At 61.5% G+C, this 22,936-nt stretch carries 35 protein-coding genes and 1 pseudogene; 2 read left to right on the forward strand and 34 right to left on the reverse strand.

Going from position 1 to position 22,936, the window contains the following annotated elements; translation table 11 throughout:
• Window positions 1–9: 9 nt before the first annotated feature.
• Together AB4Y43_RS25105 and AB4Y43_RS25110 are read right to left on the reverse strand one after the other, a co-directional pair.
• The gene (locus tag AB4Y43_RS25105; RefSeq protein WP_368729023.1) at window positions 10–2,229 is read right to left on the reverse strand and encodes a cytochrome c biogenesis protein ResB; all 2,220 of its coding nucleotides are present in this window, start codon (window positions 2,227–2,229) and stop codon (window positions 10–12) included.
• Window positions 2,230–2,393: 164 nt separating this feature from the next.
• On the reverse strand, window positions 2,394–3,068 hold the full coding sequence (locus AB4Y43_RS25110; RefSeq protein ID WP_069268222.1) for a cytochrome c: 675 nt from the start codon (window positions 3,066–3,068) through the stop codon (window positions 2,394–2,396).
• Between the two features lie 238 nt (window positions 3,069–3,306).
• Between AB4Y43_RS25110 and yihA the strand changes: the two genes are divergently transcribed.
• On the forward strand, window positions 3,307–3,966 hold the full coding sequence (yihA, locus tag AB4Y43_RS25115) for a ribosome biogenesis GTP-binding protein YihA/YsxC (protein WP_368729024.1): 660 nt from the start codon (window positions 3,307–3,309) through the stop codon (window positions 3,964–3,966).
• 395 nt (window positions 3,967–4,361) lie between these two features.
• Window positions 4,362–5,360 (forward strand): porphobilinogen synthase, encoded by a 999-nt coding sequence (hemB, locus tag AB4Y43_RS25120; RefSeq protein WP_069268220.1) that lies wholly within the window; start codon window positions 4,362–4,364, stop codon window positions 5,358–5,360.
• 95 nt (window positions 5,361–5,455) lie between these two features.
• Here the strand turns inward: hemB and dsbD are convergent, their stop codons facing one another.
• From dsbD to AB4Y43_RS25280, 32 genes and pseudogenes are all read right to left on the reverse strand, one after another.
• Window positions 5,456–7,423 (reverse strand): protein-disulfide reductase DsbD, encoded by a 1,968-nt coding sequence (dsbD, locus tag AB4Y43_RS25125; protein ID WP_368729025.1) that lies wholly within the window; start codon window positions 7,421–7,423, stop codon window positions 5,456–5,458.
• Window positions 7,416–7,727: a divalent-cation tolerance protein CutA gene (gene cutA, locus AB4Y43_RS25130; protein WP_176732981.1), complete on the reverse strand. Its 312-nt coding sequence runs from the start codon at window positions 7,725–7,727 to the stop codon at window positions 7,416–7,418. Before cutA ends, dsbD begins: the two co-directional genes overlap by 8 nt.
• Window positions 7,728–7,976: 249 nt before the next feature.
• Window positions 7,977–8,369: a 50S ribosomal protein L17 gene (rplQ, locus tag AB4Y43_RS25135; RefSeq protein ID WP_027797304.1), complete on the reverse strand. Its 393-nt coding sequence runs from the start codon at window positions 8,367–8,369 to the stop codon at window positions 7,977–7,979.
• A gap of 128 nt (window positions 8,370–8,497) precedes the next feature.
• Window positions 8,498–9,475: a DNA-directed RNA polymerase subunit alpha gene (rpoA, locus tag AB4Y43_RS25140; protein WP_069268218.1), complete on the reverse strand. Its 978-nt coding sequence runs from the start codon at window positions 9,473–9,475 to the stop codon at window positions 8,498–8,500.
• A gap of 124 nt (window positions 9,476–9,599) precedes the next feature.
• Entirely contained in the window at window positions 9,600–10,223 is a 624-nt protein-coding gene (gene rpsD, locus AB4Y43_RS25145) for a 30S ribosomal protein S4 (protein WP_069268217.1), read from the reverse strand.
• A gap of 156 nt (window positions 10,224–10,379) precedes the next feature.
• The gene (gene rpsK / locus AB4Y43_RS25150; RefSeq protein ID WP_006052224.1) at window positions 10,380–10,784 is read right to left on the reverse strand and encodes a 30S ribosomal protein S11; all 405 of its coding nucleotides are present in this window, start codon (window positions 10,782–10,784) and stop codon (window positions 10,380–10,382) included.
• 28 nt (window positions 10,785–10,812) lie between these two features.
• On the reverse strand, window positions 10,813–11,178 hold the full coding sequence (gene rpsM / locus AB4Y43_RS25155) for a 30S ribosomal protein S13 (protein ID WP_028213337.1): 366 nt from the start codon (window positions 11,176–11,178) through the stop codon (window positions 10,813–10,815).
• A 35-nt stretch (window positions 11,179–11,213) separates the two neighbouring features.
• Window positions 11,214–11,330 (reverse strand): 50S ribosomal protein L36, encoded by a 117-nt coding sequence (gene rpmJ, locus AB4Y43_RS25160; protein WP_027819338.1) that lies wholly within the window; start codon window positions 11,328–11,330, stop codon window positions 11,214–11,216.
• Window positions 11,331–11,351: 21 nt separating this feature from the next.
• Complete coding sequence (gene infA, locus AB4Y43_RS25165) at window positions 11,352–11,570, reverse strand: translation initiation factor IF-1 (RefSeq protein ID WP_004521905.1); 219 nt, start codon at window positions 11,568–11,570, stop codon at window positions 11,352–11,354.
• Between the two features lie 8 nt (window positions 11,571–11,578).
• Window positions 11,579–12,925: a preprotein translocase subunit SecY gene (secY, locus tag AB4Y43_RS25170; protein WP_028206524.1), complete on the reverse strand. Its 1,347-nt coding sequence runs from the start codon at window positions 12,923–12,925 to the stop codon at window positions 11,579–11,581.
• Window positions 12,926–12,984: 59 nt separating this feature from the next.
• The gene (gene rplO / locus AB4Y43_RS25175) at window positions 12,985–13,419 is read right to left on the reverse strand and encodes a 50S ribosomal protein L15 (protein WP_028206523.1); all 435 of its coding nucleotides are present in this window, start codon (window positions 13,417–13,419) and stop codon (window positions 12,985–12,987) included.
• A 30-nt stretch (window positions 13,420–13,449) separates the two neighbouring features.
• Complete coding sequence (gene rpmD, locus AB4Y43_RS25180) at window positions 13,450–13,632, reverse strand: 50S ribosomal protein L30 (RefSeq protein WP_010106952.1); 183 nt, start codon at window positions 13,630–13,632, stop codon at window positions 13,450–13,452.
• Window positions 13,633–13,643: 11 nt separating this feature from the next.
• The gene (gene rpsE / locus AB4Y43_RS25185) at window positions 13,644–14,162 is read right to left on the reverse strand and encodes a 30S ribosomal protein S5 (RefSeq protein WP_028206522.1); all 519 of its coding nucleotides are present in this window, start codon (window positions 14,160–14,162) and stop codon (window positions 13,644–13,646) included.
• Window positions 14,163–14,176: 14 nt separating this feature from the next.
• On the reverse strand, window positions 14,177–14,542 hold the full coding sequence (gene rplR / locus AB4Y43_RS25190; RefSeq protein WP_027819343.1) for a 50S ribosomal protein L18: 366 nt from the start codon (window positions 14,540–14,542) through the stop codon (window positions 14,177–14,179).
• 12 nt (window positions 14,543–14,554) lie between these two features.
• On the reverse strand, window positions 14,555–15,085 hold the full coding sequence (gene rplF, locus AB4Y43_RS25195) for a 50S ribosomal protein L6 (protein ID WP_069268216.1): 531 nt from the start codon (window positions 15,083–15,085) through the stop codon (window positions 14,555–14,557).
• Between the two features lie 18 nt (window positions 15,086–15,103).
• The gene (gene rpsH, locus AB4Y43_RS25200; RefSeq protein WP_069268215.1) at window positions 15,104–15,499 is read right to left on the reverse strand and encodes a 30S ribosomal protein S8; all 396 of its coding nucleotides are present in this window, start codon (window positions 15,497–15,499) and stop codon (window positions 15,104–15,106) included.
• Between the two features lie 14 nt (window positions 15,500–15,513).
• Window positions 15,514–15,819, reverse strand: a complete 306-nt coding sequence (rpsN, locus tag AB4Y43_RS25205) for a 30S ribosomal protein S14 (protein WP_069268214.1) — start codon at window positions 15,817–15,819, stop codon at window positions 15,514–15,516.
• Between the two features lie 7 nt (window positions 15,820–15,826).
• Entirely contained in the window at window positions 15,827–16,366 is a 540-nt protein-coding gene (gene rplE / locus AB4Y43_RS25210; protein WP_069268213.1) for a 50S ribosomal protein L5, read from the reverse strand.
• A 16-nt stretch (window positions 16,367–16,382) separates the two neighbouring features.
• Window positions 16,383–16,691 (reverse strand): 50S ribosomal protein L24, encoded by a 309-nt coding sequence (gene rplX / locus AB4Y43_RS25215; RefSeq protein ID WP_069268212.1) that lies wholly within the window; start codon window positions 16,689–16,691, stop codon window positions 16,383–16,385.
• Window positions 16,692–16,700: 9 nt separating this feature from the next.
• On the reverse strand, window positions 16,701–17,069 hold the full coding sequence (gene rplN / locus AB4Y43_RS25220; protein WP_028206517.1) for a 50S ribosomal protein L14: 369 nt from the start codon (window positions 17,067–17,069) through the stop codon (window positions 16,701–16,703).
• A 346-nt stretch (window positions 17,070–17,415) separates the two neighbouring features.
• A complete protein-coding gene (gene rpsQ, locus AB4Y43_RS25225; RefSeq protein WP_028206516.1) occupies window positions 17,416–17,688 on the reverse strand; it encodes a 30S ribosomal protein S17 in 273 nt (90 codons plus the stop codon).
• Window positions 17,685–17,879 carry a 50S ribosomal protein L29 gene (gene rpmC / locus AB4Y43_RS25230; protein WP_028206515.1) on the reverse strand — a complete coding sequence of 65 codons (195 nt, stop codon included), beginning with the start codon at window positions 17,877–17,879 and terminating at the stop codon, window positions 17,685–17,687. The genes rpsQ and rpmC overlap by 4 nt, the downstream gene beginning before the upstream one ends.
• Before the next feature lie 10 nt (window positions 17,880–17,889).
• Window positions 17,890–18,306, reverse strand: a complete 417-nt coding sequence (gene rplP / locus AB4Y43_RS25235; RefSeq protein WP_027797288.1) for a 50S ribosomal protein L16 — start codon at window positions 18,304–18,306, stop codon at window positions 17,890–17,892.
• 2 nt (window positions 18,307–18,308) lie between these two features.
• Window positions 18,309–19,100 (reverse strand): 30S ribosomal protein S3, encoded by a 792-nt coding sequence (gene rpsC, locus AB4Y43_RS25240; protein WP_027797287.1) that lies wholly within the window; start codon window positions 19,098–19,100, stop codon window positions 18,309–18,311.
• A gap of 11 nt (window positions 19,101–19,111) precedes the next feature.
• Entirely contained in the window at window positions 19,112–19,441 is a 330-nt protein-coding gene (gene rplV / locus AB4Y43_RS25245; RefSeq protein ID WP_004199272.1) for a 50S ribosomal protein L22, read from the reverse strand.
• A 12-nt stretch (window positions 19,442–19,453) separates the two neighbouring features.
• The gene (gene rpsS, locus AB4Y43_RS25250) at window positions 19,454–19,729 is read right to left on the reverse strand and encodes a 30S ribosomal protein S19 (RefSeq protein WP_027797286.1); all 276 of its coding nucleotides are present in this window, start codon (window positions 19,727–19,729) and stop codon (window positions 19,454–19,456) included.
• Window positions 19,730–19,739: 10 nt separating this feature from the next.
• Window positions 19,740–20,567 (reverse strand): 50S ribosomal protein L2, encoded by an 828-nt coding sequence (gene rplB / locus AB4Y43_RS25255; RefSeq protein ID WP_069268211.1) that lies wholly within the window; start codon window positions 20,565–20,567, stop codon window positions 19,740–19,742.
• 2 nt (window positions 20,568–20,569) lie between these two features.
• Window positions 20,570–20,884 carry a 50S ribosomal protein L23 gene (gene rplW, locus AB4Y43_RS25260; RefSeq protein WP_028206513.1) on the reverse strand — a complete coding sequence of 105 codons (315 nt, stop codon included), beginning with the start codon at window positions 20,882–20,884 and terminating at the stop codon, window positions 20,570–20,572.
• On the reverse strand, window positions 20,881–21,501 hold the full coding sequence (rplD, locus tag AB4Y43_RS25265) for a 50S ribosomal protein L4 (RefSeq protein WP_028206512.1): 621 nt from the start codon (window positions 21,499–21,501) through the stop codon (window positions 20,881–20,883). The genes rplW and rplD overlap by 4 nt, the downstream gene beginning before the upstream one ends.
• Window positions 21,501–22,160 carry a 50S ribosomal protein L3 gene (gene rplC, locus AB4Y43_RS25270; RefSeq protein WP_052406167.1) on the reverse strand — a complete coding sequence of 220 codons (660 nt, stop codon included), beginning with the start codon at window positions 22,158–22,160 and terminating at the stop codon, window positions 21,501–21,503. Before rplC ends, rplD begins: the two co-directional genes overlap by 1 nt.
• A 200-nt stretch (window positions 22,161–22,360) precedes the next feature.
• Window positions 22,361–22,672, reverse strand: coding sequence for a 30S ribosomal protein S10 (rpsJ, locus tag AB4Y43_RS25275; protein WP_017777154.1), 312 nt, complete (start codon window positions 22,670–22,672; stop codon window positions 22,361–22,363).
• 137 nt (window positions 22,673–22,809) lie between these two features.
• Window positions 22,810–22,936: pseudogene (locus AB4Y43_RS25280) on the reverse strand (elongation factor Tu); the annotation flags it as partial.

Consider the following 22,936-nt stretch of genomic DNA (forward strand, 5'->3'; position numbering starts at 1 on the left):
GTGCGTGAATCAGGGCGCACGGTCCGTGCCGCTGCCGTTCGTGTCGCCCGTTTGCGGCGCCGCGCCTAGCGCACGGCCGACCGCATCGCGGGTACGGGCGAACTCCTTCTCGAAGTCGAGGGTACGGCGGGCGGTGGACATCGCCATGATGACGTCGACGCCGTGGTCCTGACCGTCCTGCCCCTTCCGGTCCTTCAGCCAGAACCACAGACGCCGCTCACGCACGTAGAACATCGAGAAGATGCCGAGCACGAGCAACAGGCTGCCAAGATACACGACTTTCTTGCCCGGCGCGCGCGTCAACTGAAATACCGAAGCTTGCACCTGCTTGAATGAATCGAGCTGTAGATAGACAGGAGATCCATACAGGAAGCTATCGGATATCGCGTTGATCGAGTCCTGCACGAAGCGCGCGGCGTCGGCATCGGGCTTCAGATCGGGCTCGCCGGCCTGCTCGCGCGCGAGCTGCCAGAGATCCCATGTCGCACCCTCGAGCATGCGCAGCAGGAGGCTCGCGGCCTTTTCCTGCTGCTCCTTCGGCACCGACTTGTCGATGAACGCGGCCACGGCCTGGAAGCCGCCAGCGGCGCCTGCAGCAACCGCAGCACCTGCCTGCGGCGCGTCCGAGCCCGCGAAAAGGGTCAAGACGCGCTCGGCGCTGTCTTCGAGATGCTGTTGCAACTCGCGGTTCGAATCGGGGACGGAGCGCGCGGCGAAACGCTTCGCGGCCTGCGCGCGCAAGGCGGGGTCCTCGAAAGCCGCGCGCAGCATCATCCACTCTTTCGGCGTGCCGCCGGTGTCGGCGGGAATACGCAGGTAGCGGAACGGATCGTCGGGATTCTCGCGCATGCCCGCGAGGAACATGCGGTCGCCGCCGCCCACGTCCACGGGCAGCATGTAGTTGTTGTACTCGCGCGCCTGGCCGTTCTTGTCGCGCACCTTGTACTGCACCGAGGGGCCGACGTTATGCAGATCGAGCGGCTTCGAGCTCTTCGCACCGGAGCCGAGGCGTTCGTCGAACGCTTCCTTGAGCGACTGGTGGGCCACACCGCGCGCGTCGTTCGCGCCGCTGCCGTTCGAGATGTTCTCGACGTTGATCGCCCGAAAGTCCGCGAATTCGATCGTCTGCCCATCCACGCCCGGCACCGTCTGGCCGGCGGGCACCGCGAGCGGCGCCGAATTGCCGATCGTGCCGCCGAACGGGAAGTGCTTCGCGCTCGCCCCCGACATCGGCCACGCCGTCATCGACATCTGCGAGCCGCCGTCCTGGAAGCTCGACTGATAGATCGACACGCCGTCGTACTCGAACGGCTCGTTCACCTCGATGCGCGCCGGAACGCGCTGGCCCGTCTTGTGGTCGATCACGACGATGTCGCTCGCAAAGAGCTTGGGCATGCCGGTCGAGTAGTAGTCGACGATGAACTTGTTGAGCTGGATGGAGAACGGCAGGTCCTGAATCAGCGAGCCGTCGGGCTGGTTGAGGATGGCCGTGGAAACGAACTGGCCCTCGGGCACCCAGGCGTAGCCGCGGAAGGTCGGGTTCGACTGCGAGAGCCGGTGCTCGGGCGCAATGTCGTTGATGACCGCGTTGCTGCGGATGGGCGTCTTGTCGAACAGCCACATCTGGAATTTGATCGGCAGATTGCTGTCGAGCAGGCCGCCGAGGCAGATGATCACGATCGCGAGGTGGGCGAAGATATAGCCGATCTTCGTGAGCGCACCGCGCTTGGCCGCGATGAGCGTGGCGCCATCACTCTCGCGCGTGACGAACCGGTAGCCCATGCGCCCCGCCAGCTTGCCGAGCGTGGCGGCCGTTTGCTCGCGCGTGCCGCCCTCCACCGCGAACTCGCCCTTGTGATGGAACGCGCGCAGGCTGCCTTCGCGGACCTTGTCCTTCCAGCTCTTCATGTCGGCGATCATCTTCGGCGCGTTGCGGATCACGCACAGCGAAACCGACACCACGAGAAAGCCGAGGATCGTCATGAACCACCACGCGCTGTAGACCGTGTAGAGGCTCAGCGAGCGGAAGATGTCGGCCCAGAAGGGGCCGAACTGGTTGACGTAGTTCGGGTACGGGTCGTCCTGCGTGAGCACCGTGCCGATGATGCTCGCGATGGCGAGCACGACGAGCAGCGCAATCGCGAAGCGCATCGAACTGATCAGCTCGACGGCGCTTTTCACGGCCTTCTGGCGAACATTCAACTGCAAACCCTGCGTGGTGACGCTCATTCAAACTCCGCTTTTTCGCTCTTGCTGCTTTCTTGCCGATGAGGCGCTACAGCAAAAAAGGGTGCAGGCGCGCCGTCAGCGTGACGACGCCCTCACCCTTTTCTTGTTTTCCGGCCAGCCGCGCCGTGAGACTGCTGATCACACGCGCGGCGAACCTGCTGCGCTCAATGCAGGCCGGCGGCGTAATCGGCGACCGCCTTGATCTCGTCGTCCGAGAGCCGGTGCGCGATGGTTCGCATCGGATCGTTATTGTTACGCGTGCCCTGCTGGAAAGCATTGAGTTGTGCAACGACATATTCCGACCACTGGCCAGAAAGGCGCGGAAACTGGATCGGAATTCCCTGTCCAGTGGGTCCGTGGCACGCTGCACAGGCTGGCACGCCCTTGTCGGCGATGCCGCCGCGCCAGATCGACTGGCCAAACGGCACGGTCTTCGCGTCGTGCGCGTAGCCGGGTTTGGGTGTCTGGGAGGCGAACCAGGCTGCGACGTTGATCATATCCTGGTCTGACAGCGCGGCAGCGAAGCCGGCCATGATGGGGTTTGCGCGCGCCGCCGGCTTGCCGCCGGGCTGCGGTTTGAAGTCCTTGAGTTGCTTGACGAGATAGTCGGCGTGCTGCCCGGCGAGCTTGGGATACGCGCCGCCGGAGCTGTTGCCGTCGGCCGCGTGACAGGCCGCGCAGACCTGCGCCGCAATGGCTTGCCCCCGGGCGACGTCGGGCTTGGCCGGCGTTCCCTGATCCGCCGCGCTTGCCTGCCCCGCCATCATGAATAAACCTGCTGTAAGACCTGACGCTATCGCACTCTCGAATACCTTCAAGCACTTGCCCAGTCGATTCATTCGCGCACCTTGTTTCGTCTTGTGGGAATCAGGTTCTGCAATGTACGACAGCGACCGATCTACCTCGAAAGGCCCGCGCTGGCCTTGCTGGTATTCAGTAAACCATCGCATTGTACAATAGCGCGCAAGGCGCCACGGCGCCAGTCGGGCCTGCCCCCGATATCCCAGAATCCATCCCGGGCGCGTCCGGGCCCGGCGGGCCACCCGCCGCGTTGTCTCACATTGTGGTCCTTTTCCGATGGCCTTCCTGCTGCACCAAGCCCGCTTCTTCACGACGGTGAATCATCTGCGCGACCTGCCCGCTACGGCGCGGCCCGAGGTCGCGTTCGCCGGCCGTTCGAACGCCGGCAAGTCCACCGCCATCAATCTGCTGTGCAACCAGAAGCGGCTCGCCTTCGCCTCGAAGACGCCGGGCCGCACCCAGCACATCAACTACTTCTCGGTCGGCCCCGCCGACGAACCGGCGGGTTATCTCGTCGACCTGCCCGGCTATGGTTACGCCGAAGTGCCGGCCGCCGCGAAGGCGCACTGGGAGCAGTTGCTTTCGCTCTATCTGCAAACGCGCGCGCAACTCTCCGGCCTCATCCTGATGATGGACGCGCGCCGCCCGCTCACCGACCTCGACCGCCGCATGATCGAGTGGTTCGCGCCGACGGGCAAACCGATTCACGCACTCCTTACGAAGTGCGACAAATTGACGCGCCAGGAAAGCGTGCTCGCGCTGCGCACGACCAACAAGGCGTTCGACGAGTACAGCAAGCAAGGCTACGTAGGGAAGCTGAGCGCCCAGCTCTTTTCGGCGCTCAAGCGCGTGGGGCTCGACGAGGCGCACGCCGTGATCGAGAGCTGGATCGTGCCGCAGGCATCTGTCGGCGAAACCGACGCGCAAGCGGAGTAACGCCCCTCGGGCCAGTCGCTTCAGGCCGGCCCTCGATCATGCAAAAGGCCACACTGTCGGGCTTTTCACACGCATTCATTAGATCTTTTCGCAAGGCCGGCGCGGCATCTGCCGCGTTATGTGCGCTAGCGCACGCAGACCACGCCAACGCCGGGCATAAGCGCCCTTTCCGGCCTGCGCCGCGGGTCTTGCTACGCCCCTTCCGGCGCACATAAAAAAACCCGCCGTGATTTCCGGCGGGTTAAACAGCCTTATCGAAAAACGACAGGCACCCGCTCAGGGAGGAGAAGCGGGGAGCTCGGCGCCAGGCGCCTCGCTCGATCGGTATGATATACCATTGTCCCGAAAAGTTTCCTGCGCCCCGGGACCCATCCCGTTTCAAGATATCCGCCGACATGAGCTTCTATCCGCATCATCGTCCGCGCCGCATGCGACGTGACGATTTCTCGCGCCGTCTGATGCGCGAAAACCTCCTCACCACGAACGACCTGATCTACCCCGTATTCGTCATCGCGGGCAACAACGTGCGCGAAGCCGTGCCGTCGATGCCCGGCGTCGAACGCGTGTCGATCGATCTGCTGATGGGCGTCGCCGAGCAGTGCGTCGAACTCGGCATTCCGGTGCTTTCGCTCTTCCCCGTTGTCGATCCGGCGCTCAAGACGCCCGATGGCATCGAGGCGACGAACCCCGACGGCGTGATTCCGCGCGCCGTGCGAGAACTGAAGAAGCGTTTCCCCGACCTCGGCGTGCTTTGCGACGTCGCGCTCGACCCGTACACGAGCCACGGCCAGGACGGCGTGCTCGACGAGAACGGCTACGTCATCAACGACGAGACCATCGAAATCCTCGTCGCGCAGGCGCGCGCGCAGGCGCAAGCCGGTGTCGATATCGTCGCGCCTTCGGACATGATGGACGGGCGCATCGGTGCGATCCGCGAGATGCTCGAAAGCGAGAACCACATCCACACGCGCATCATGGCGTACTCGGCCAAATACGCCTCGGCGTTCTATGGTCCGTTCCGCGATGCCGTGGGCTCGGCGTCGAATCTGGGCAAGGGCAACAAGATGACCTACCAGATGGACCCGTCGAACTCCGACGAGGCGCTGCGCGAAGTGCGCCTCGACATCGAGGAAGGCGCCGACATGGTGATGGTGAAGCCCGGCATGCCGTATCTCGACATCGTGCGCCGCGTGAAAGACGAATTCCGCTTTCCGACCTACGTGTACCAGGTGAGCGGCGAGTACGCCATGCTCAAGGCCGCCGCGCAAAACGGCTGGCTCGATCACGACAAGGTGATGATGGAATCGCTGCTCGCGTTCAAGCGCGCGGGCGCCGACGGCATCCTCACGTATTTCGCGCTAGACGCCGCGCGTTTGCTGCGCGCACAGAAGTAAGCACTGCACGCGTCGCATGAAAAAAGGCACGTCCATGGACGTGCCTTTTTGCTTTTGGGCCGAGGCGCGTTCTCACGCGCGCGCCTTGCCGCCGATCAGGCCGATGGCGCTGCCGGCGTCTGCGGCGCCGGCGCCGTCACGCGATCGAGACGCGCGAGGAAGCGGTCGGCATTTTCGTAGCCGACCACGCGCAGCACTTCGCGCCCTTGCGTATCGAAGAAGATGATGCCCGGCGGTCCGAAGAGGCCGAAGCGCTTGAGCAGTGCCTGGTTGTCCGAATTGTTGGCGGTCACATCGGCGCGCAACAGGCCCAGCTCCGCGAGGCGCGCCTGCACGCGCGGGTCGCTGAAGGTGAACTTCTCCATTTCCTTGCAGCTCACGCACCAGTCGGCGTAGAAGTCGAGCATCGACGGCTTGCCCGCGGTCTTGAGCGCCGCATCGAGTTGTGCGGGCGAGCGCACGGGCGCGAACACCAGCGCGTTCGCTTCGTTGGCGCCGCCGGACTGCGCCGCGCCTGCAGCGGCAACATCGCTCGCGCCGCCCACGCGCGCGGCCAGCACCGCGAGCGGACGCAGCGGATCCGTCGAACCCGCCGCAAGACCGACGATCAGCGTCGCCGCCCAGATCGCGAACGCAGCGCCGAGGCCACGCCCGAGGCGCCGCCACACATTGGCCGCACCCGCGTTCGGCGTGAAGAGGCCAAGCGCGGCGGCCGCGAGCAGCAGCCAGAGGGCGGCGAGCAGCATCTGCGCGGTGGCGCCGAGCACCGGCCAGACGATCCAGAGCGCGGCCGCGAGCAGCACGACGCCGAAGAACACCTTCACGCCATCCATCCACGTGCCCGCACGCGGCAGCAGCGAGCCCGCGCCGAGGCCGAGGACCATCAGCGGGACGCCGAGACCCAGGCCCATCGCAAAGAGCGCCGCGCCGCCGAGTACGGCGTTGCCCGTGTGCGCGATGAACGCCAGCACCGCGAAGAGCGGCGCGGTCATGCAGGCCCCCACCACGAGCGCGGAAAGCGCGCCCATCACGGCGACCGCGGCGAATTTGCCGCCGGAACGGCCCTGGGTGGCGCGCGAGGCGCCGTCCTGCCAGCGCTGCGGCAGGGCGATGTCGTAGCCCGCGATCAGCATGACGGCGAATGCGGTGAGGAGCACTGCGAACAAGCCCAGCACCCATGGGTTCTGCAGCCAAGCGCCAAGGCTCTGGCCGACCAGCGCAGCGGCAATGCCCAGCACCGTGTAGACGAGCGCCATGCCGAGCACGTAGACGAACGAGAGCGCGAAGCCGCGCGAGCGCGTGACGCGAGCGCCCTCACCGACGATGATCGCCGACAGGATCGGGATCATCGGGTACGAGCAGGGCAAGAGGCTCAGCACCATGCCGGCTACGAAGTACAGGCCGACCACGGCGAAAAAGCCGCCGCCTTGCAACAGCGATTGCGCGTAGTCGGCGCTCGTGGCGCGCTCGTACCAGGGTTCTTCGGTGTCACCTGCTGCGGGTACTGCGGTGGTTTGCGGCTGAGGCGCGGGCGTCGGGTTCGCTGCGCCCGGCACGGCGCTCTGGCCAGCCGTCGCGTCCTGCAAAGCGGCGCCGCTCACGTGGAACACGTGTTCCGCGGGCGGATAACAGATGCCAGCATCGGCGCAGCCCTGCGATGTCACCGCAAGATCGAACGGACCGCTCGCCTTCTGCACCGGCACGCGGATCGTCAGCTCGCTGCGATAGGTTTCGACATTCTTCTGGAAGGTCGGATCGAACTTGACGTGGCCGGGCGGGATTTGCGCCTCGCCCAATTGCGCCGTGCCGTTGCGGACTGCGAAGGCGAAGCGCTCGCGGTACATGTAGTAGCCGTCGGCGATCTTGAAGTGCACGTCGACCATGCCCGGCGCTTCGCTCGCACTGAACGTGAAGGCCTGGTCGGGCGGCAGGAAGTCGTCGTCGGCCGCACGCGCGAGCGACGCACCGAGCAGCATTGGCAGCAGAGCGCAGACGAGCAGCAGAAAGCTGGACAGCGTAGCGTACGGCTTGGCGCGCAAGCGCCGATCGAAGCGGTTAGACATGAAGGGTGCGCTGAGTCTCGGCATTGACCCATTGCCCGTAGGCGTTCGACGCCATGGCTTGCCACGAGAGAATCTCGGGCGTCTCGTAGGGATGCTGGGTCTGGATGAACTGTTCGAGCTCGGCCGCGCGGGCGAGACTCGTCTTGAAGAGCAGCTGGATCTCGTTGCCCGACTCGATGTTGCCCTGCCAGTGATACTGTGAGTGCACGGCGCCCAGGCGCGTCACGCACGCGGCGAGACGCTGCGCGAGCGCTCCGGCGGCGAGCGTTTCGGCGGTGCCCTCATCGGGCACCGTAGTCAGCATCAGGGTCACATTGAGGGTCACGACGAACTCCGGCGTGGTGCCCGCGTGCGACGGCAAACGGGCTTCGGGGCAGAACGTAATCGTACCATCGGCGCCGATCGGCTTCTCTCGTGCACCGTGTGGCAAAAGGGGACTGCAACCGGCAAACACGGTACGGCGCGATTTCATCCACGCCGGAAAACAAAAAAAGCCAGGCTAGGCCTGGCTTTTTCGCATGCCGCTCAATCCCGGGATCGAGCGACGGAAAGCTTATTCCGCTTCCTGGACGTTCTCTTCCGCGACTTCCGGACGGTCGAGCAGTTCGACCAGTGCCATCGGTGCGTTGTCGCCAACACGGAAACCGAACTTCAGGATACGCAGGTAGCCGCCCGGACGGTTCGCGAAACGCGGACCGAGCACGTCGAACAGCTTCGTGACCGAGTCACGATCGCGCAGGCGGTTGAACGCCAGACGACGGTTTGCGAGCGACGGCTTCTTGCCCAGCGTGATGAGGGGCTCGACAACCTTACGGAGTTCCTTCGCCTTCGGCAGCGTCGTCTTGATGACTTCGTGCTCGATGAGCGAGTTGGACATGTTACGGAGCATTGCCAGACGGTGGCTGCTCGTGCGGTTCAGTTTCCGCAGACCATGACGGTGACGCATTTCAATTTCCTTGAAACAAAGTTTTGGTCCAGCTCTTCTATCGCCCTGCAACTACCAGGGCACGGGCCGGTACGTGAAAAAGGCAAGACGCGGATTTTAAAGGAAAATCCGCGTCCGTGCCAGACTTCTTACTTGTCGAGACCAGCCGGCGGCCAGTTTTCGAGCTTCATGCCGAGCGTGAGACCGCGCGAAGCGAGCACTTCCTTGATCTCGTTGAGCGACTTGCGACCCAGGTTCGGGGTCTTGAGCAGCTCGTTCTCGGTGCGCTGGATCAGATCGCCGATGTAGTAGATGTTCTCGGCCTTCAGGCAGTTCGCCGAGCGAACCGTGAGTTCGAGATCGTCCACCGGACGCAGCAGGATCGGGTCGATCTGCGGGGCGCGCGAAGGCGCTTCCGCGGCCGTTTCCGTGCCTTCCAGAGCCGCGAACACCGACAGCTGATCCACGAGGATGCGGGCCGACTGGCGGATCGCTTCCTCAGGCGAGATCACGCCGTTGGTTTCGATGTTCATCACGAGCTTGTCGAGGTCGGTACGCTGCTCGACACGCGCGCTTTCCACGGCGTAGCTCACGCGGCGAACCGGCGAGAACGACGCGTCCAGCACGATGCGGCCAATGATCTTGGCCGACTCTTCGCCGTAACGGCGCACGTTGCCCGGCACGTAGCCACGGCCCTTTTCGATCTTGATCTGCACGTCGAGCTTGCCGCCCTTCGTCAGATGCGCAACCACGTGATCGGGGTTGATCACTTCGCAGTCGTGCGAGAGTTCGATGTCGCCAGCGGTGACAACGCCTTCGCCTTCCTTGCGCAGCGTAACCGTCACTTCGTCACGGTTATGCAGCTTGAAAACGACACCCTTCAGGTTCAGCAGCAGGTTGACCACATCCTCTTGCACACCATCGAGCGTCGAGTATTCGTGCACGACGCCTGCGATCGTCACTTCGGTCGGCGCGTAGCCCACCATCGACGACAGCAGCACGCGCCGGAGCGCGTTACCCAAGGTGTGGCCATAACCGCGTTCGAACGGCTCCATGACCACTTTCGCGTGGTTGTCGCCGAGCGATTCCACAGCGATGATCTTGGGTTTCAACAAACTGGTTTGCATAGGTTTTCCTTTTCAATACCCTCGGCTCGTTACACCGATAAGGCTGAGATGGCAACAACCTGAAAAAAACGGCCGAGGCCGCCTCCTGCGCGAAGCACAGAGGTTACCCCGGCCGTCAATCCGATTACCGCGAATACAATTCGACGATCAGGCTTTCGTTGATGTCGCCAGCGATGTCGCTGCGCTCAGGCATGCTCTTGAACGTGCCTTCGAACTTCTTCGCGTCGACCGACACCCAACCTGCCATGCCGCCTTGCTCTGCGAGCGAGAGGGCTTCGACGATACGCGCCTGCTTCTTCGCCTTTTCGCGAATCGCGACGACGTCGCCTGCCTTCACTTGCATCGACGGGATGTTCGAAACGACGCCGTTCACCGTGAGAGCCTTGTGGCTCACGAGCTGACGCGCTTCAGCGCGGGTCGAAGCGAAGCCCATGCGGTACACGACGTTGTCGAGACGCGATTCGAGCAGTTGCAGCAGGTTTTCGCCGGTGTTGCCCTTGATACGGTCAGCTTCCGCGAAGTAGCGGCGGAACTGGCGCTCGAGCACGCCGTAGATACGCTTCACTTTCTGCTTTTCGCGAAGCTGCGTGCCGTAGTCGGACGTACGTGCGCCCGAGGTGCGGCCGTGCTGACCCGGCTTGCTGTCGAGCTTGCACTTGTCGGCGAGCGAGCGGCGTGCGCTCTTCAGAAAGAGGTCGGTGCCTTCACGGCGGGACAGCTTGGCCTTCGGGCCGATATAACGTGCCACGTTGCTTTCCTTCGATAATTGATCACGCGAGGGCTAAACGCCGGCCTTCGCGCTAGTCCGGCTCTTTGAACCGAACGGTGGGCTTAGTCAATTCAATAACGCCGAGAGCCTGGGTCGCCGTTTCCGGCGGCTCAGGCGTTCGGCTAAAGCGACGCCTTAGATACGGCGGCGCTTCGGCGGACGGCAGCCGTTGTGCGGGACCGGCGTAACGTCGGAGATCGCGGTGATCTTGATGCCAAGACCATGCAGCGCGCGCACCGCCGATTCGCGACCCGGGCCGGGGCCCTTGATACGCACTTCGAGGTTCTTGACGCCGTATTCCATTGCAACACGGCCAGCCGATTCAGCTGCGACCTGAGCTGCGAAGGGCGTCGACTTACGCGAACCCTTGAAGCCCTGACCGCCCGACGTTGCCCAGGCAAGCGCGTTGCCTTGACGGTCGGTGATCGTGATGATCGTGTTGTTGAACGACGCGTGAACGTGAACCACGCCCTCGGCGACGTTCTTCTTAACCTTCTTGCGAACGCGTTGCGCCGCGGAGTTGTTCGAAGCCTTAGCCATTACGTTTTCCTGTAACTTTCAGTTCCGCTTACTTCTTCAGCGACTGTGCTGCGCGGCGCGGACCCTTACGCGTACGTGCGTTGGTACGCGTACGCTGGCCACGCAGGGGCAGGCCCTTGCGATGGCGCACGCCGCGGTAGCAGCCGAGGTCCATCAGGCGCTTGATGTTCATCGTCACTTCACGGCGGAGATCGCCTTCGACGACAAACTTGCCCACTTCCTCACGCAGCTTTTCCAGATCCGCGTCGTTCAGGTCCTTGACCTTCTTGTTGAACGGCACACCGGCGGCCACGCAGATGTTGCGCGAACGCGTGCGGCCAACACCAAAAATTGCCGTCAGGCCGATTTCGGTGTGCTGGTGGTTCGGGATGTTAACCCCTGCAATACGAGCCATTGTTTTTCCTCAAACAAAAAGCGCAAGCGCGCTAATCAGCCTTGGCGCTGCTTGTGGCGCGGGTCCGAGCTGCAGATCACGCGAACGACGCCGTTGCGCTTGATGATTTTGCAGTTGCGGCAAATGCGCTTTACCGATGCCATCACTTTCATGATATTACCCTTTTTCCTAAATCACTTCGCCCGGAACACGATCCGCGCACGCGACAGATCGTAAGGCGTCAACTCAACCGTCACCTTGTCGCCCGGGAGAATGCGGATGTAGTGCATCCGCATTTTTCCGGAAATATGTCCCAGAACGACATGGCCGTTTTCCAGCTTCACCCGGAAGGTTGCGTTGGGGAGGTTTTCGATAACCTCGCCTTGCATCTGGATTACATCGTCTTTGGCCATAGGTCCTTTTAACGCATCGGGACGCCGCCGCCCTTGAAGTTAGCCTTCTTGAGCAGCGATTCATATTGTTGCGACATCACGTACGACTGCACCTGCGCCATGAAGTCCATTGTGACGACGACAATGATCAGCAGCGACGTTCCACCAAAATAAAACGGCACATTCCAGCGCAGCACCAGAAACTCCGGCAGCAGGCAAACAAACACGATATAGATCGCACCGGCCAGCGTCAGACGCGTGAGGATGCGGTCGATATAGCGTGCCGTCTGATCGCCCGGACGGATGCCAGGTACGAACGCGCCACTCTTTTTCAGGTTGTCGGCCGTTTCCCTGCTGTTGAACACCAGTGCGGTGTAGAAGAAGCAGAAGAACACGATCGCCAACGCGTACAGCAACACGTACACGGGCTGGCCAGGCTTGAGGGCTTCGGCCACGTTGTGCAGCGTGTCCGCAAACCAGCCGGTTCGCGAACCCGAACTGAACCAGTTCAGGATGGTTGCCGGGAACAGGATGATCGACGACGCGAAGATCGGCGGAATCACACCCGACATGTTCAGCTTGAGCGGCAGGTGGGACGACTGCCCGCCGTAAATCTTGTTACCGACCTGGCGCTTCGCATAGTTCACGAGGATCTTGCGCTGGCCGCGTTCGATGAACACCACCAGGTAAGTCACGGCTGCGATCAGAACGACCACGATGATCGCCGAGATGATGCTCATCGAGCCGGTGCGAACCAGTTCGAAAAGCCCACCGAGCGCATTCGGGAAGCCTGCCGCGATCCCGCCGAAGATGATGATCGAGATACCGTTGCCAAGCCCGCGTTCCGTGATCTGCTCACCAAGCCACATCAGGAACATCGTGCCCGTTACGAGCGTCACGACCGTCGTCAAGCGGAACACCATGCCCGGATCGATCACGAGGCCAGGCTGGTTTTCCAGCGCGACCGCGATGCCGAACGCCTGAAACGTCGCCAGCACCACCGTGAAGATCCGCGTGTACTGCGTGATCTTGCGTTGTCCAGCCTGCCCTTCCTTCTTCAGCGCTTCCAGCTGCGGCGAGACGATCGCCATCAGCTGCAGGATGATCGACGCCGAAATATACGGCATCACACCCAGCGCGAAGATCGTGAACCGAGACAGTGCGCCACCCGAGAACATGTTGAACATGCCAAGGATGCCGCCCGACTGGCTCTGAAAGAGCTTCGCCAGTTGGTCCGGATCGATACCCGGAACCGGAATATGCGCGCCGATACGATAAACGACCAACGCCAGCAGCAGGAACACTGCACGCCGGCGCAGGTCGCCGAACTTCGGAGCGCTGCGACCGGTTTTTGCGAGACTCGGGCTGTTAGCCAAGTAGCTTCTCCGATGCAGATGCTAGTGACGGCGGGCAAGCCCGCACGCACCACTCACAATCACTCGGCAAAAGAACCGCCTGCTGCTTCAATCGCAGCACGCGCATTCTTCGTCGCACCCAGACCCTTCACGACGACCTTACGCTTGATCTCGCCGGTAGCGATGATCTTCGCGCTCCTGGTCAGTTCGCCCACGAGGCCTGCCTGCTTGAGAGCCAACAGATCGATTTCGTCGACCGGCAGCTTCTCGATGTCGGCGAGGCGCACTTCACCAACGAATTCCTTCGTCAGCGAGGTGAAGCCACGCTTGGGCAGACGACGCTGCAGAGGCATCTGACCGCCTTCGAAGCCGACCTTGTGGAAGCCGCCCGAACGCGATTTCTGACCCTTGTGACCACGGCCAGCGGTCTTGCCGAGGCCGGAGCCGATGCCGCGGCCGACGCGACGCTTTGCGTGCTTCGCGCCTTCTGCCGGCTTCAGGTTATTCAATTCCATTTTCAACTCCTGGAGTCTTTGGTCGACCGCTTAGCCGATGACCTTAACGAGGTACGAGACCTTGTTGATCATGCCGCGCACAGCCGGCGTGTCCTGCAGCTCGGAGACCGAGTTCAGGCGGCGCAGGCCGAGACCGCGCACGGTGGCACGGTGCGTTTCGCGGGTCCCAATCAGGCTCTTGACGAGCTGAACCTTGACAGTTTTTTCAGACATGGTACCCACCCTTAGCCCAGAATGTCTTCGACGGACTTGCCGCGCTTCGCCGCGATGTCAGCCGGGGTCGACTGCTTGCGCAGACCGTCCAGCGTGGCGCGAACGAGGTTGTACGGGTTCGTCGAACCGTGGCTCTTGGCCACGACGTTCTGCACGCCCATCACGTCGAACACTGCGCGCATCGGGCCGCCGGCGATCACGCCCGTACCTGCCTTCGCCGGAGCGAGGAGGACGACCGATGCGCCATGCTTGCCGTGCACTTCGTGTTGCAGGGTGCCGTTCTTCAGGGGCACCTTGAACATGTTGCGGCGAGCTTGTTCCATCGCCTTCTGGACAGCGACGGGCACTTCCTTCGACTTGCCCTTGCCCATACCGACGCGGCCATCACCATCGCCAACCACGGTCAGAGCGGCGAAGCCGAGAATACGGCCGCCCTTCACAACCTTGGTCACGCGATTGACCGAAATCATTTTTTCGCGGAGGCCGTCGTCGCGTTCGTCAGCCTGAACTTTCGCTTGCATCTTTGCCATGACGAATTCCTTCCTTAGAACTTGAGCCCGGCTTCGCGCGCAGCATCAGCCAGCGCCTTGACGCGGCCGTGATAGCGGAAACCCGAGCGGTCAAAGGCGACGGATTCGATGCCGGCGGCCTTAGCCTTTTCTGCAATACGCTTGCCGATCAGCGAGGCTGCAGCGACGTTGCCGCCCTTGCCCGACTGGTCAGCCAGTTGCGCACGCACTTCAGCTTCAAGCGTCGACGCGCTGGCCAGCACCTTGGTGCCGCAGGGCGAGAACACTTGCGCATAGATGTGCGTGTTCGTGCGATGCACGGCCAGACGCGCGACCTGCAGCTCAGCGATCTTGAGACGCGTCTGACGAGCGCGGCGCAGGCGAGATTGAGTCTTATCCATGATTGCGCACCCTTACTTCTTCTTCGTTTCTTTGAGGATCACAACCTCGTTGGCGTAGCGCACACCCTTGCCCTTATAGGGCTCCGGCGGGCGGTAGCCGCGGACTTCCGCAGCGACCTGGCCAACTTGTTGCTTGTCGATCCCCTTGATCACGATTTCCGTTTGCGACGGGGTTTCAGCCTTCACGCCTTGCGGCATCTGGTGCACCACCGGGTGCGAGAAACCCAGCGACAGGTTCAGCTTGTCGCCTTGCGCTTGAGCACGATAACCAACGCCAACCAGCGTCAGCTTGCGCTCGAAACCCTTCGTCACGCCTTGCACCATGTTCGCGACAATCGCGCGCATCGTGCCCGACATCGCATTGGCTTCGCGGCTTTCGTCGGTCGGCTCGAACTTGAGCGTACCGTTGTCGTTCACCACCTTCACGAGGCGGTTCGCAGCTTGCGAAATCGTACCCAGCGGGCCCTTGACGGTAATCTTCTCGTCGCTGAGCGTCGCTTCTGCGCCTTGCAGCGCGATCGGGCTCTTACCTACTCGAGACATGTTTCTTCTCCTTAGGCCTTAAGCGACGTAGCAGATAACTTCGCCGCCGACGCCAGTAGCGCGCGCCTTGCGGTCCGTCATCACACCCTTCGGCGTCGAAACGATCGCCACACCAAGGCCGTTCATGACCTGGGGGATTTCGTTGCGGCCGCGGTACACGCGCAGACCCGGCTTCGAGACGCGTTCGATGCGCTCGATAACGGGACGGCCAGCGTAGTACTTCAACGCGATGTTCAATTCCGACTTCGCACCTTCGGTCTTCACCGCGAAGTCGTCGATATAACCTTCGTCCTTCAGAACCTGCGCAATCGCAATCTTCACTTTCGACGAGGGCATAGCAACCGAAACCTTCTCGACCATCTGCGCATTGCGGATGCGAGTCAGCATATCGGCGATAGGATCACTCATGCTCATTTATGTTTCTCCTATTACCAGCTCGCCTTGGTGATGCCAGGGATCTCACCACGGAACGCGATTTCACGAATCTTGTTACGTGCGAGACCGAATTTGCGGAACGTGCCACGCGGACGACCCGTGAGTGCGCAGCGGTTACGCTTGCGAGTCGGGTTCGAGTTGCGGGGCAGTTGTTGCAGTTCCAGGCGAGCCGAATAGCGCTCTTCTTCCGACTTGCTTTGGTCGTCGATGATCGCCTTCAGCGCTGCGCGCTTCGGCGCGAATTTCGCTGCCAGACGAGCGCGCTTCTTTTCACGTTCGATCAGTGCCAGTTTAGCCACGGTAACCTCAGTTTCTGAACGGGAACTTGAAGCCGGCGAGCAGTGCCTTTGCTTCTTCGTCGGTCTTCGCGGTCGTCGTGATGCTGATGTTCAGCCCACGCAGCGCGTCGATCTTGTCGTAGTCGATTTCGGGGAAAATGATCTGCTCTTTCACACCGATGTTGTAGTTACCACGGCCGTCGAATGCCTTGCCCGACACGCCACGGAAGTCGCGCACGCGGGGCAGCGCAACCGTCACGAAACGATCCAGGAATTCGTACATGGCATTGCCACGCAGCGTAACCATCGTGCCGATCGGGTAGCCTTCGCGAATCTTGAAGCCGGCGATTGCCTTGCGCGACTTCGTGATGACGGGCTTCTGGCCGGCGATCTTCGTGAGGTCGCCAACGGCGTGCTCGAGGACCTTCTTGTCAGCGACGGCTTCACCAACACCCATGTTCAGGGTGATCTTGGTGAGGCGCGGCACTTCCATGACCGACTTGTAACCGAACTTCTCGATCAGGCCAGGAACGACCTTCTCTTTATAAAATTCTTGCAAACGTGCCATTTTTTACTCCGCAGCGTCAGGCGCTCAGAACAGCACCGGTCGTCTTCAGGAAACGAACCTTCTTGTCCCCTTCGACCTTGATGCCCACGCGCGACGGCTTACCGTTCGCGTCGACCAGTGCGACGTTCGAGATAGCCAGCGGCATTGCCTTGGCTTCCACGCCACCCGTCGTACCCTTCATGGGGTTCGGCTTCACATGCTTCTTCGCGATGTTGATGCCTTCGACAGTGACGCGCTCTTCGCCGATGGCCAGCACGACGCCGCGCTTGCCCTTGTCTTTGCCGGTAACGACGATAACTTCGTCACCCTTGCGAATCTTGTTCATCGCGGCTCCTTACAGCACTTCCGGCGCCAGCGAAACGATCTTCATGAATCGTTCGCTACGCAGCTCACGCGTAACCGGCCCGAAGATACGGGTGCCGATCGGCTCAAGCTTGGTATTCAAAAGCACGGCGGCGTTGCCATCGAACTTGATCAGCGAGCCGTCTTGACGGCGCACGCCCTTCGCAGTGCGAACCACAACAGCGTTGTAGATTTCGCCCTTTTTCACGCGCCCGCGCGGCGTTGCTTCCTTGACGCTCACCTTGATGATGTCGCCAATGCTGGCATAACGACGCTTCGAGCCGCCGAGCACCTTGATGCACAGAACTTCGCGTGCACCCGTGTTGTCGGCTACTTCAAGCCGAGTTTCGGTCTGGATCATGGTTTATCTTTCCCAACTTAATCCGGTCGCGCCACCATGGCACATCCGGTCAGTCTTGGTCCCGTCAGCCGCGCCGCCACTAGAACGACCGCTCAGCTGCTTGGGTAAGAACAGCAGCGACGGCAAACGAAACCGGCCATCGCATTCCGGTGAATCTTGCTAACCCGGACTGGCGCCCGAATCTGCTTCCCCACCTACATCCGCCTGCTGCTTTGCCAACAGCAAACCCATAAGCAGGGAAGACCAAGACTATAACTCGATAATCTTGGCCTAGCAAGCGAAATCTTCAGCGATTTCAATTACTTCTACACCCCGGGAAATGGCTCCCCGGGGTGTTGCGTCACTTTTAGATGACGCGTGCTGCTTCGATCAGCTTCGACACGGTCCAGGCCTTCGTCTTCGAGAGAGGACGGGTCTCCTGGATTTCAACGAGGTCACCCTCGTTGTACGTGTTCGCTTCGTCGTGCGCGTGGTACTTCTTCGACTGCACAACGTACTTGCCGTAGATCGGGTGCTTGACGCGGCGCTCGACCAGGACGGTGACCGTCTTGTCCATCTTGTTGCTGACGACTTTGCCGACCAGCGTCCGCTTAAGCGAGGTTTTCACGCTTTCGTTCATTTCTGGTTCGCCTTCTGAGTCAGGACGGTCCGCACACGTGCGATGTCGCGACGAACCTTCTTCAGCTGGCTCGTGTTGGTGAGCTGCTGGGTCGCGAGTTGCATGCGCAGGCCGAATTGCGCCTTCAAGAGGTCCGACAGCTCTTTGTCGAGCGCGGCCTTGTCTTTCTGAAGAAGTTCAGATGCCTTCATCAATCACTCCTTAGGCGCCGAGCTGGCGAACCATGAAGACCGTCTTCAGCGGCAGCTTGGCTGCAGCCAGACGGAAGGCTTCACGGGCCAGTTCTTCGGACACACCATCCATTTCATACAGCATCTTGCCCGGCTGAATCTCGGCGACGTAGTACTCAGGGTTACCCTTACCGTTACCCATACGCACTTCCGCCGGCTTTTGCGAGATCGGCTTGTCCGGGAAGATACGGATCCAGATGCGGCCGCCACGCTTGATGTGACGCGTCATTGCACGACGCGCTGCTTCAATCTGACGCGCGGTCAGGCGACCACGACCGATAGCCTTCAGACCGTATTCACCGAACGAAACTGCGTTGCCGCGCGTTGCGACGCCGGTGTTACGACCCTTCTGCTCTTTGCGATACTTCCTGCGTTTCGGTTGCAGCATCGTTATTCTCCACTCTTGCCGTCACCGCCGGCGCCACGGCGCGGTGCGCCGCGACGGGCACCCGGTGCGCCTTCGCCATCACGGCGCGGACGACGATCGCCCGGACGCGCGTTGCGGCGCGGACGCTTTTCTTCGGCGACTTCTTCCACCACCGGTGCGTCGTTGCGGCCGAGCGTGTCGCCCTTGTAGACCCAAACCTTCACGCCGATGATGCCGTACGTCGTCTTCGCTTCCGAGGTTGCGTAGTCGATGTCAGCACGCAGCGTGTGAAGCGGCACTCGACCTTCGCGGTACCACTCGGTACGTGCGATTTCGATACCGTTCAGACGGCCGGCGCTCATGATCTTGATGCCCTGGGCACCCAGACGCATCGCGTTCTGCATCGCGCGCTTCATTGCGCGACGGAACATGATGCGGCGCTCGAGCTGCTGCGTGATCGAATCGGCGATCAGTTGAGCATCGGTTTCCGGCTTGCGGATTTCTTCGATGTTCACGTGAACCGGAACGCCCATGCGCTTCTGGAGTTCGGCCTTGAGGAGTTCGATGTCCTCGCCCTTCTTGCCGATCACCACACCCGGGCGCGAGCTGTAAATCGTGATGCGAGCGTTCTTTGCCGGACGCTCGATCACAACACGGCCCACCGAAGCGTTCTTCAGCTTCTTCTTCAGGTATTCACGAACACCGATGTCTTCCTTCAACATCGCCGCGAAATTGTTGTTGTTCGCGTACCAACGCGAAGCCCAATTGCGGCTGACGGCCAAACGGAAGCCAGTCGGATGAATTTTCTGTCCCATCGTATGGCTCCTTAATTCCCGACCGTCACAGTGATGTGACAGGATTGCTTCTCGATGCGGTTGCCGCGGCCCTTGGCGCGCGCGGTGAAACGCTTCAGCGAAGCTGCCTTGTCGACGTAAATGCTCTTGATCTTGAGCTCGTCGATGTCAGCACCTTCGTTGTGTTCCGCGTTTGCGATCGCCGAGAGCACAACCTTTTTCACGATGCCAGCCGCTTTCTTCGGCGAGAACGTCAGAACGTTCAGTGCCTTGTCGACCGGCAGACCGCGGATCTGGTCAGCCACAAGGCGCGTCTTCTGCGCCGAGATGCGGGCACCGCGATGAATTGCCTTCACTTCCATCTTGATTGCCCCTTATTTCTTGGCCTTCTTGTCGGCCGCGTGACCCTTGAACGTACGGGTCAATGCGAACTCGCCAAGCTTGTGGCCGACCATGTTTTCCGTGACATACACCGGAACGTGTTGACGGCCGTTGTGCACGGCAATCGTCAGACCGATGAAGTCCGGCAGGATCGTCGAACGACGCGACCAGGTCTTGATCGGTTTCTTGTCGCGCGTAGCTGCAGCCGCCTCAACCTTCTTCAGCAAATGGGCGTCGCAGAACGGACCTTTCTTAATAGAACGTGCCATTGCCTACTCCTTAACGCTTGTGACGGCGCTGGACGATCATGCTCGTCGTGCGCTTGTTGCTGCGGGTGCGATAGCCCTTCGTCGGCGTGCCCCACGGGCTCACCGGGTCGCGACCAGCCGCAGTCTTGCCTTCGCCACCACCGTGCGGGTGGTCGACCGGGTTCATTGCAACGCCACGGACCGTCGGGCGGATACCGCGCCAGCGGTTCGCGCCAGCCTTACCGATTTGACGGAGGCTGTGCTCTTCGTTGCCGACTTCACCGATCGTTGCGCGGCATTCAACGTGCACGCGACGGATTTCGCCCGAACGCAGACGAACCTGCGCGTAGACGCCTTCACGTGCCAGCAGCATTGCCGACGTGCCAGCCGAACGCGCCATTTGCGCGCCCTTGCCCGGCAGCATTTCGATGCAGTGGATCGTCGTACCGACCGGAATGTTGCGGATCGGCAGCGTGTTGCCTGCACGGATCGGCGCTTCCGAACCCGACATCAGCTGCGTGCCAACCGTCACGCCCTTCGGCGCGATGATGTAGCGGCGCTCGCCGTCTGCGTAAAGAACCAGCGCAATGTTCGCGCTACGGTTCGGGTCATACTCGAGACGCTCCACCTTCGCGGGGATGCCATCCTTCGTACGACGGAAATCGATCACACGGTAGTGCTGCTTGTGACCGCCACCCTGGTGACGCGTCGTGATGCGACCGTTGTTGTTACGGCCGGCCGTCGAGGACTTCTTTTCGAGCAGTGCCGCGAACGGCGCGCCCTTATGGAGGTCCTTGTTGACGATCTTGACCATCGCGCGGCGACCCGGCGAGGTCGGCTTAACTTTCACGATTGCCATGATTACTTGGCCTCCGCTTCAAAGTTGATTTCCTGGCCGGGCTTCAGGCAGACATACGCCTTCTTCACGTCCTTGCGCTTGCCGTTGAAGCGGCCAAAGCGCTTGGCTTTGCCCTTCTGGACCAGCACGTTGACGGACTCGACTTCCACCTTGAACAGCAGCTCGACAGCAGCCTTGACTTCCTGCTTGTTCGCGTCCGGCGCGACTTCGAAGACGACTTGTTCGTTCTTCTCCGCAACCAGCGTCGCCTTTTCGGAGATCACCGGTGCGAGCAGGACCTGCATCAAACGATGATCGTTCTTGCGAATCTCGCTCATGACAGCAACTCCTCGATCTGGGCGACCGCTGCCTTCGTGATCAGGATCTTCTTGAAGTAGATCAGCGAGAGCGGGTCGGCAAAACGCGGCTCAACGACTGCCACGTGGGGCAGGTTGCGCGACGCGAGATACAGGTTCTCGTCGACCGTGTCGGTGATGACCAGCACGGATTCGAGACCCATGGCCTTGAACTTTTCGGCCAGCAGCTTCGTCTTCGGCGCTTCGAGCGAGAGCTCTTCGACGACCGAGATGCGGCCTTCGCGGGCCAGCTGCGAGAAGATCGAGCAGAGACCTGCGCGATGCATCTTCTTGTTGACCTTGTGCGAGAAGTTTTCTTCCGGCGAATTCGGGAAGATGCGACCACCGCCACGCCACAGCGGGCTCGACGACATACCGGCACGAGCGCGGCCCGTACCCTTCTGACGCCACGGCTTCTTGGTGGTGTGCTTGACCTGTTCGCGGTCCTTCTGCGCGCGGTTGCCGCTGCGCGCGTTCGCCTGGTAGGCGATAACGATCTGGTGGATCAGCGCTTCGTTGTAGTCACGGCCGAACACGACGTCCGACGCGTTAACAGCTGCGCCTTCCTGACCATTAGCGTTCAGGAGCTTCAGTTCCATTATTGCGCTCCTTTCTTGGCGCGCGCCTTGACGGCGGGCGTCACGAAAACCTTGCCGCCCTTTGCACCCGGCACGGCACCCTTGACCAGCAGCAGCTTGCGCTCTGCGTCGATACGGGCGATTTCGAGGTTTTGCACCGTCACGGTTTCGTCACCCATGTGACCGGTCATGCGCTTACCCGGGAACACGCGACCCGGATCCTGCGCCATACCGATCGAGCCCGGCACATTGTGCGAGCGCGAGTTACCGTGCGAAGCACGACCCGAAGCGAAGTTGTAACGCTTGATGGTACCGGCGTAGCCCTTACCGATCGAGGTGCCTTGCACGTCGATCTTCTGGCCTTCTTCGAAGAGTTCCACACCGATCACGGCGCCAGCGGACAGTTCGGCGGCCTTAGCGGCGTCGATCTGGAATTCCTTGAGGATTTCACCGGCTTGAACGCCAGCTTTGGCGAGATGACCTGCGAGCGGCTTCGTCACGCGCGATGCGCGGCGAGTACCGAAAGCAACCTGCACGGCCGTGTAGCCGTCGGTTTCAACAGTCTTGATCTGCGTCACGCGGTTGTCGGACACGTCCAGCACGGTCACGGGAATCGAATCCCCTTCGGCCGTGAAGATACGGGTCATGCCAACCTTGCGACCTACGAGTCCAAGGCTCATCGTTTTCTCCATTCCCGACTGCGATTGGTCGGGGCTAATTTACAAAGTACCGGCATGTTTTCGAGGTAAAGGCTCGAAGGGGACACACCGATTTTTTGCGCAAACGCGCGAAAAGACGTCAAGTATAACGTCCTTTTTCGTTTTCCGCAAGCAATCAAAGACTTAGCGCCACCCGAAGATTCTGGCGGCGCTGGAGGCTCTTACTGCAGCTTGATTTCGACGTCCACGCCAGCCGGGAGGTCCAGCTTCATCAGCGCGTCAACGGTCTTGTCCGTCGGGTCGACGATGTCCATCAGGCGCAGGTGCGTGCGGATTTCGAGCTGATCGCGCGACGTCTTGTTGACGTGCGGCGAACGCAGGATGTCGAAACGCTGGATACGCGTGGGCAGCGGCACCGGGCCACGAACGATTGCACCCGTACGCTTCGCCGTGTCGACGATTTCAGCCGCCGACTGGTCGATCAGGCGGTAGTCGAAAGCCTTCAGGCGGATACGGATTTTTTGGTTCTGCATGATGATTCCTTGAAAAGAGCGAGGCGGACTTGCGCCGCCAGACGATATAAAGAGCGCAGGACCACCCCGCGGCAAGGCGCCGCGAGGTGGTCCCTGGGTACATCAACTTCTACAGCAAGCCGGGTATTCTACCCGATTTACTCGATGATCTTTGCAACCACGCCGGCGCCGACGGTACGGCCACCTTCGCGGATTGCGAAGCGCAGACCTTCTTCCATCGCGATCGGAGCGATCAGCTTCACCGTGATCGACACGTTGTCGCCC

Origin of the sequence: Paraburkholderia sp. BR10872, from assembly GCF_040965835.1 — a bacterium.
GTDB lineage: Bacteria > Pseudomonadota > Gammaproteobacteria > Burkholderiales > Burkholderiaceae > Paraburkholderia > Paraburkholderia nodosa_A.

Coding starts and splice junctions, on each gene's coding strand:
- AB4Y43_RS25105 (WP_368729023.1), bottom strand. CDS start 2,229: ATGAGCGTCACCACGCAGGGTTTGCAGTTGAATGTTCGCCAGAAGGCC.
- AB4Y43_RS25110 (WP_069268222.1), bottom strand. CDS start 3,068: ATGAATCGACTGGGCAAGTGCTTGAAGGTATTCGAGAGTGCGATAGCG.
- yihA (WP_368729024.1), top strand. CDS start 3,307: ATGGCCTTCCTGCTGCACCAAGCCCGCTTCTTCACGACGGTGAATCAT.
- hemB (WP_069268220.1), top strand. CDS start 4,362: ATGAGCTTCTATCCGCATCATCGTCCGCGCCGCATGCGACGTGACGAT.
- dsbD (WP_368729025.1), bottom strand. CDS start 7,423: ATGTCTAACCGCTTCGATCGGCGCTTGCGCGCCAAGCCGTACGCTACG.
- cutA (WP_176732981.1), bottom strand. CDS start 7,727: ATGCTGACTACGGTGCCCGATGAGGGCACCGCCGAAACGCTCGCCGCC.
- rplQ (WP_027797304.1), bottom strand. CDS start 8,369: ATGCGTCACCGTCATGGTCTGCGGAAACTGAACCGCACGAGCAGCCAC.
- rpoA (WP_069268218.1), bottom strand. CDS start 9,475: ATGCAAACCAGTTTGTTGAAACCCAAGATCATCGCTGTGGAATCGCTC.
- rpsK (WP_006052224.1), bottom strand. CDS start 10,784: ATGGCTAAGGCTTCGAACAACTCCGCGGCGCAACGCGTTCGCAAGAAG.
- rpsM (WP_028213337.1), bottom strand. CDS start 11,178: ATGGCTCGTATTGCAGGGGTTAACATCCCGAACCACCAGCACACCGAA.
- rpmJ (WP_027819338.1), bottom strand. CDS start 11,330: ATGAAAGTGATGGCATCGGTAAAGCGCATTTGCCGCAACTGCAAAATC.
- infA (WP_004521905.1), bottom strand. CDS start 11,570: ATGGCCAAAGACGATGTAATCCAGATGCAAGGCGAGGTTATCGAAAAC.
- rplO (WP_028206523.1), bottom strand. CDS start 13,419: ATGGAATTGAATAACCTGAAGCCGGCAGAAGGCGCGAAGCACGCAAAG.
- rpmD (WP_010106952.1), bottom strand. CDS start 13,632: ATGTCTGAAAAAACTGTCAAGGTTCAGCTCGTCAAGAGCCTGATTGGG.
- rpsE (WP_028206522.1), bottom strand. CDS start 14,162: ATGGCAAAGATGCAAGCGAAAGTTCAGGCTGACGAACGCGACGACGGC.
- rplR (WP_027819343.1), bottom strand. CDS start 14,542: ATGGATAAGACTCAATCTCGCCTGCGCCGCGCTCGTCAGACGCGTCTC.
- rplF (WP_069268216.1), bottom strand. CDS start 15,085: ATGTCTCGAGTAGGTAAGAGCCCGATCGCGCTGCAAGGCGCAGAAGCG.
- rpsH (WP_069268215.1), bottom strand. CDS start 15,499: ATGAGCATGAGTGATCCTATCGCCGATATGCTGACTCGCATCCGCAAT.
- rplE (WP_069268213.1), bottom strand. CDS start 16,366: ATGGCACGTTTGCAAGAATTTTATAAAGAGAAGGTCGTTCCTGGCCTG.
- rplX (WP_069268212.1), bottom strand. CDS start 16,691: ATGAACAAGATTCGCAAGGGTGACGAAGTTATCGTCGTTACCGGCAAA.
- rplN (WP_028206517.1), bottom strand. CDS start 17,069: ATGATCCAGACCGAAACTCGGCTTGAAGTAGCCGACAACACGGGTGCA.
- rpsQ (WP_028206516.1), bottom strand. CDS start 17,688: ATGAACGAAAGCGTGAAAACCTCGCTTAAGCGGACGCTGGTCGGCAAA.
- rpmC (WP_028206515.1), bottom strand. CDS start 17,879: ATGAAGGCATCTGAACTTCTTCAGAAAGACAAGGCCGCGCTCGACAAA.
- rplP (WP_027797288.1), bottom strand. CDS start 18,306: ATGCTGCAACCGAAACGCAGGAAGTATCGCAAAGAGCAGAAGGGTCGT.
- rpsC (WP_027797287.1), bottom strand. CDS start 19,100: ATGGGACAGAAAATTCATCCGACTGGCTTCCGTTTGGCCGTCAGCCGC.
- rplV (WP_004199272.1), bottom strand. CDS start 19,441: ATGGAAGTGAAGGCAATTCATCGCGGTGCCCGCATCTCGGCGCAGAAG.
- rpsS (WP_027797286.1), bottom strand. CDS start 19,729: ATGGCACGTTCTATTAAGAAAGGTCCGTTCTGCGACGCCCATTTGCTG.
- rplB (WP_069268211.1), bottom strand. CDS start 20,567: ATGGCAATCGTGAAAGTTAAGCCGACCTCGCCGGGTCGCCGCGCGATG.
- rplW (WP_028206513.1), bottom strand. CDS start 20,884: ATGAGCGAGATTCGCAAGAACGATCATCGTTTGATGCAGGTCCTGCTC.
- rplD (WP_028206512.1), bottom strand. CDS start 21,501: ATGGAACTGAAGCTCCTGAACGCTAATGGTCAGGAAGGCGCAGCTGTT.
- rplC (WP_052406167.1), bottom strand. CDS start 22,160: ATGAGCCTTGGACTCGTAGGTCGCAAGGTTGGCATGACCCGTATCTTC.
- rpsJ (WP_017777154.1), bottom strand. CDS start 22,672: ATGCAGAACCAAAAAATCCGTATCCGCCTGAAGGCTTTCGACTACCGC.